The 4740-nt window shown below is 72.2% G+C and carries 3 protein-coding genes; 2 read left to right on the plus strand and 1 reads right to left on the minus strand.

Going from position 1 to position 4740, the window contains the following annotated elements; all coding sequences use genetic code 11:
* Positions 1-70: 70 nt before the first annotated feature.
* Complete coding sequence (locus tag UO65_RS01520) at positions 71-1252, minus strand: FAD-binding oxidoreductase (RefSeq protein WP_233427394.1); 1182 nt, start codon at positions 1250-1252, stop codon at positions 71-73.
* A 182-nt stretch (positions 1253-1434) separates the two neighbouring features.
* Here UO65_RS01520 and UO65_RS01525 point away from each other — a divergent pair, with 182 nt between their 5' ends.
* Entirely contained in the window at positions 1435-1884 is a 450-nt protein-coding gene (locus UO65_RS01525; RefSeq protein ID WP_035277958.1) for a MarR family winged helix-turn-helix transcriptional regulator, read from the plus strand.
* Positions 1885-2157: 273 nt separating this feature from the next.
* Positions 2158-4740: ATP-dependent chaperone ClpB (gene clpB, locus UO65_RS01530; protein WP_035277959.1), on the plus strand; the 2583-nt coding region annotated here is incomplete at its 3' end.

The raw sequence follows: 4740 nt of genomic DNA on the forward strand, positions 1-4740 counted from the left end.
CGGCGGCCGGGGGTTCGCGAGTTGGGCGAACGCGTCGCACCGGTTGTGGGGCAGCGCGCGTGAGCGGGGGTCAGTCCCAGTCGAAGGGGTCGTAGGTGATGTGGTCCTGGGGGGCGCCGTTGATCAGGAGGCGGGAGACCGTGGCCCGGATCATCGCGGGGCTGCCGGAGACCAGGATGTCGCAGTCGTCCCAGGTGCCGTAGTGGGTGACGACGTCGGCGAGGGTGCCGTGTTCGGCGGCTTGGACGTCCGGTTCGTTCTCCAGGACCGGGATGACCGTCAGCCAGGGGTTGGTGACCGCGATGTTCTGCAGGTGGGCGAGGTCGTAGAGGTCTTCGCGGACGCGGCCGCCGGTGAACAGGTGGACGTGCGGGTTCTGGCCCCACTGGGCCAGTTCCTCGATGATCGCGCGCAGGGGGGCGATGCCGGTGCCGCCCGCGATCATCAGCACGTCCCGGTCGGAGGTGCGGTCCACCGCCAGGTGGCCCATGGGGGCGCCGATCTTCCACTCGTCGCCGAGTTGGGCGTGGGCGACCAGGGAGCGGCTGACCCAGCCGCCGTCGACGGCGCGGACGTGGAACTCCAGGACGCCCTCGTCGTCCGGGGCGTTGGCCGGGGAGAGGTTGCGCCAGAGGCGGGGGCGCTGCGGGACCTCCACGCTGACGTACTGGCCCGGGCGGTAGGGCACCGGTGAGGACGGCAGGACCCGGATCACCGCCAGGTCCCAGCCGATCCGCTCGTGCTCGACGACCTCCGCGGTGCGGTGGCCGGGTTCGTCGGCGTCCTCCGCCGCCGCTTCGAGCATGGCGCGGGCCACGATCGTGTAGGCCTCGGCCCAGGCCCGCTGCACGTCGTCGGTCCAGGCGGGGCCGGAGTACTCGCGGACGGCGTGGATGAGGGCGGTGCCGACGGCCTCGTAGTGGTCGCTGCGGGCGCCGAACTTGCGGTGGTCGCGGCCGAGTTCGCGCAGGTACGGGACCAGGTCGTCGGGGCGGTCGACCATCTGCATGACGTGCACCAGGGCGCGCGGCAGCCGGGACCGCTGCACCTCCATGTTGATCGGGAACATCTCCCTGGCGCTGGGCGAGATGTTGAACAGGTTGGCGTGGAAGGACCGGGTGACCTCGTCCAGGTGCGCCTCGGCCAGCGCGAAGCTCTCCCGGACCAGGCGCACCATGGCGCTGACCGCGGTCGGGGACTCCGCCCGCGGGCGGGAGGTCGGGATGGGGCTCAGATCGCCGTCGGCTGGCATGGTCGGGGGCGCACTCCACCTCTCGGGCGGTCCCTGGGGCGGCACCAGGCTACTGGAGGTGTCACCCCGGGGAGGCCGGGAAACGGTCGGTTGGGCCTCTCGGGGGCGACCCGGTCCGCCCGGCGGGCGGGGCGGACCGCCGCTGCGGTTAGGTTTCTCCCGAGCGCGACGAAAGGGACACGGTGACCGAGGGGCCGACGGGCGGGCGCGAGGACGCCGCCCAGGATCTTGAGCGGGAGCTGTCGAAGCTGTTCGGCCGCGCCCGCAGCGTGTCGCTGTCCCTGGCCGCCCGGGTGCACCCCGGCCTCGACGGCGCCTCGTACGCGCTGCTGCTGCACCTGAGCGACATCGGCCCGGTCCGCGCGGCCGACGTGGTGGAGCGCACCGGGCTGGACAAGTCGACGGTGAGCAGGCAGATCGCCCGGCTGGAGGAGCTGGACCTGGTGGAGCGGGTGGCCGACCCGTCCGACGGGCGGGCCCGGCTGGTGCAGCTCACGGTGACCGGCGCGTCCCGGCTGCACGAGATCCGCTCGCACCGGCGGGCGCAGTTGCGGGCCCAACTGGGCCAGTGGTCGACCGGGGACATCCGCGAGTTCTCCCGGCTGCTCGGCAAGCTCAACCTCGACCTCTAGGACCTGGTCACCACCCACACGGCCGGGTTGTGGACAGTTGCGCACAGCCCTGTGGACAACCACCTGGGGATTGTGGACAAGTGGATTACTGCTGTGGACAAAGTCCTTACGACATGTGGGTGACCACTCGGACGAGTGGTTTCGGAGCGCAGTCGCGCCACGCTGTGTGAGTGTCGGGAGGGCGCTTCCCCAACTTTTTCAGGGTTGAGCGGAACACGCTCAACTTTTCTGACGTTGTACCGGTCGACAACGCGACGTGGGACCGAGGTGGAGATGGACGCGTTCAACCCGACGACCAAGACCCAGCAGGCGATCTCGACGGCCGCCCAGGCCGCCGCGACCGCGGGCAACCCCGACATCCGGCCGGTGCACCTGCTCGGCGCCCTGCTCGCGCAGGCCGACGGGCTGACCGCACCGCTGCTGACCGCCGTCGGCGTGGACCCGGACGTGGTCGGCAAGGAGCTGGAGCCGATCGCGCGGGCGCTGCCCGCGGCCACCGGCGCGACCGTGTCGCAGCCGCAGCTCTCCCAGGAGGCGCTGCGCGCGATCACGCACGCGCAGAAGCTGGCGACCGACCGCGGCGACGAGTACGTCTCCACCGAGCACGTGCTGGTCGGCCTGGCCGCCGAGGGCGGTGACGTCGCCGACCTGCTGCGCCGCCACGGCGCCACCGCGGAGGCGCTGACCGAGGCGTTCACCAAGGTCCGCGGCTCCGCCAGGGTCACCAGCCCGGACCCCGAGGGCACCTACCAGGCGCTGGAGAAGTACGGCGTCGACCTCACCGAGCGGGCCCGCAAGGGCGAGCTGGACCCGGTGATCGGCCGCGACGCCGAGATCCGCCGGGTGGTGCAGGTGCTCTCGCGGCGCACCAAGAACAACCCGGTGCTCATCGGCGAGCCCGGCGTCGGCAAGACCGCCATCGTCGAGGGCCTGGCCCAGCGGATCATCGCCGGGGACGTGCCCGAGTCGCTGCGCGGCAAGCGCGTCGTCTCCCTCGACCTGGGGTCGATGGTGGCCGGGGCGAAGTTCCGCGGCGAGTTCGAGGAGCGGCTCAAGGCCGTGCTCAAGGAGATCACCGACTCCGCGGGCCAGGTCGTGACCTTCATCGACGAGCTGCACACCATCGTCGGCGCGGGCGCCACCGGCGAGGGCGCCATGGACGCGGGCAACATGATCAAGCCGATGCTGGCCCGCGGCGAGCTGCGGATGGTCGGCGCGACCACGCTCGACGAGTACCGCGGGCACATCGAGAAGGACCCCGCCCTGGAGCGCCGCTTCCAGCAGGTGCTGGTCGGCGAGCCCACGGTGGAGGACACCATCGGCATCCTGCGCGGGCTCAAGGAGCGCTACGAGGTGCACCACGGCGTGCGCATCACCGACAGCGCCCTGGTCGCCGCCGCCACCCTGTCCGACCGCTACATCACCGCCCGGTTCCTGCCGGACAAGGCCATCGACCTGGTCGACGAGGCCGCCTCCCGGCTGCGGATGGAGATCGACTCGCGGCCGGTGGAGATCGACGAGGTGGAGCGCGCCGTGCGCCGCCTGGAGATCGAGGAGATGGCGCTGGCCAAGGAGGCCGACGCCGCCTCCAGGGACCGGCTGGCCGCGCTGCGCGCCGAGCTGGCCGAGAAGCGCGAGTCGCTGGCCGGGCTGACCGCCCGCTGGCAGAACGAGAAGGGGTCGATCGACAAGGTCCGCGAGCTCAAGGAGCAACTGGAGTCGCTGCGCGGTGAGTCCGAGCGGGCCGAGCGCGACGGCGACCTGGGCCGGGCCGCGGAGCTGCGCTACGGCCGCATCCCGGCGCTGGAGAAGGACCTGGCCGCCGCGACCGCCAACACCGCGGTCACCGAGGGCGTGATGCTCAAGGAGGAGGTCGGCTCCGACGACGTCGCCGAGGTGGTGGCGGCGTGGACCGGCATCCCGGCGGGCCGGATGCTGGAGGGCGAGACGCAGAAGCTGCTGCGGATGGAGGAGGCGCTGGCGGGCCGGGTGGTCGGGCAGGCCGAGGCGGTGCGGGTGGTGTCCGACGCCGTCCGCCGCACCCGCGCCGGGGTGGCCGACCCGGACCGCCCCACCGGGTCGTTCCTGTTCCTGGGCCCGACCGGCGTGGGCAAGACCGAGCTGGCCAAGGCGCTGGCGGAATTCCTGTTCGACGACGAGCGGGCGATGATCCGCATCGACATGAGCGAGTACTCCGAGAAGCACTCGGTGGCCAGGCTCGTCGGGGCGCCCCCCGGGTACGTCGGCTACGACCAGGGCGGGCAGCTCACCGAGTCGGTGCGCCGCCGCCCGTACAGCGTGGTGCTGCTCGACGAGGTGGAGAAGGCCCACCCGGACGTCTTCGACGTGCTGCTCCAGGTGCTCGACGACGGCAGGCTCACCGACGGGCAGGGCCGCACGGTGGACTTCCGCAACACCATCCTGGTGCTCACCTCCAACCTCGGCTCGCAGGCGATCACCGACCCGGCGCTGGACGACCGCGGCCGCCACGACGCGGTGATGGCCGTGGTGCAGCGGCACTTCAAGCCGGAATTCCTCAACCGCCTAGACGACGTGGTGGTGTTCCACTCGCTGGCGACCGAGGAGCTGACCTCGATCGTCGACATCCAGGTGGCCAAGCTCGGCCGCAGGCTGGCCCAGCGCAGGCTGACCCTGTCGGTGACCCCGGCGGCCCGCGACTGGCTCGCGCTGAACGGGTTCGACCCCGTCTACGGCGCCCGCCCGCTGCGGCGGCTGGTGTCCTCGGCGATCGGCGACCAGCTCGCCAAGCAGCTGCTCGCCGGTGAGGTCCGCGACGGCGACACGGTCGCGGTGGACATCACCGACGACTCGTCCGGGCTGGTGGTGTCCCGGGCG

The organism is Actinokineospora spheciospongiae (genome assembly GCF_000564855.1).
GTDB classification, from domain to species: domain Bacteria; phylum Actinomycetota; class Actinomycetes; order Mycobacteriales; family Pseudonocardiaceae; genus Actinokineospora; species Actinokineospora spheciospongiae.

Coding starts and splice junctions, on each gene's coding strand:
- UO65_RS01520 (WP_233427394.1), bottom strand. CDS start 1,252: ATGCCAGCCGACGGCGATCTGAGCCCCATCCCGACCTCCCGCCCGCGG.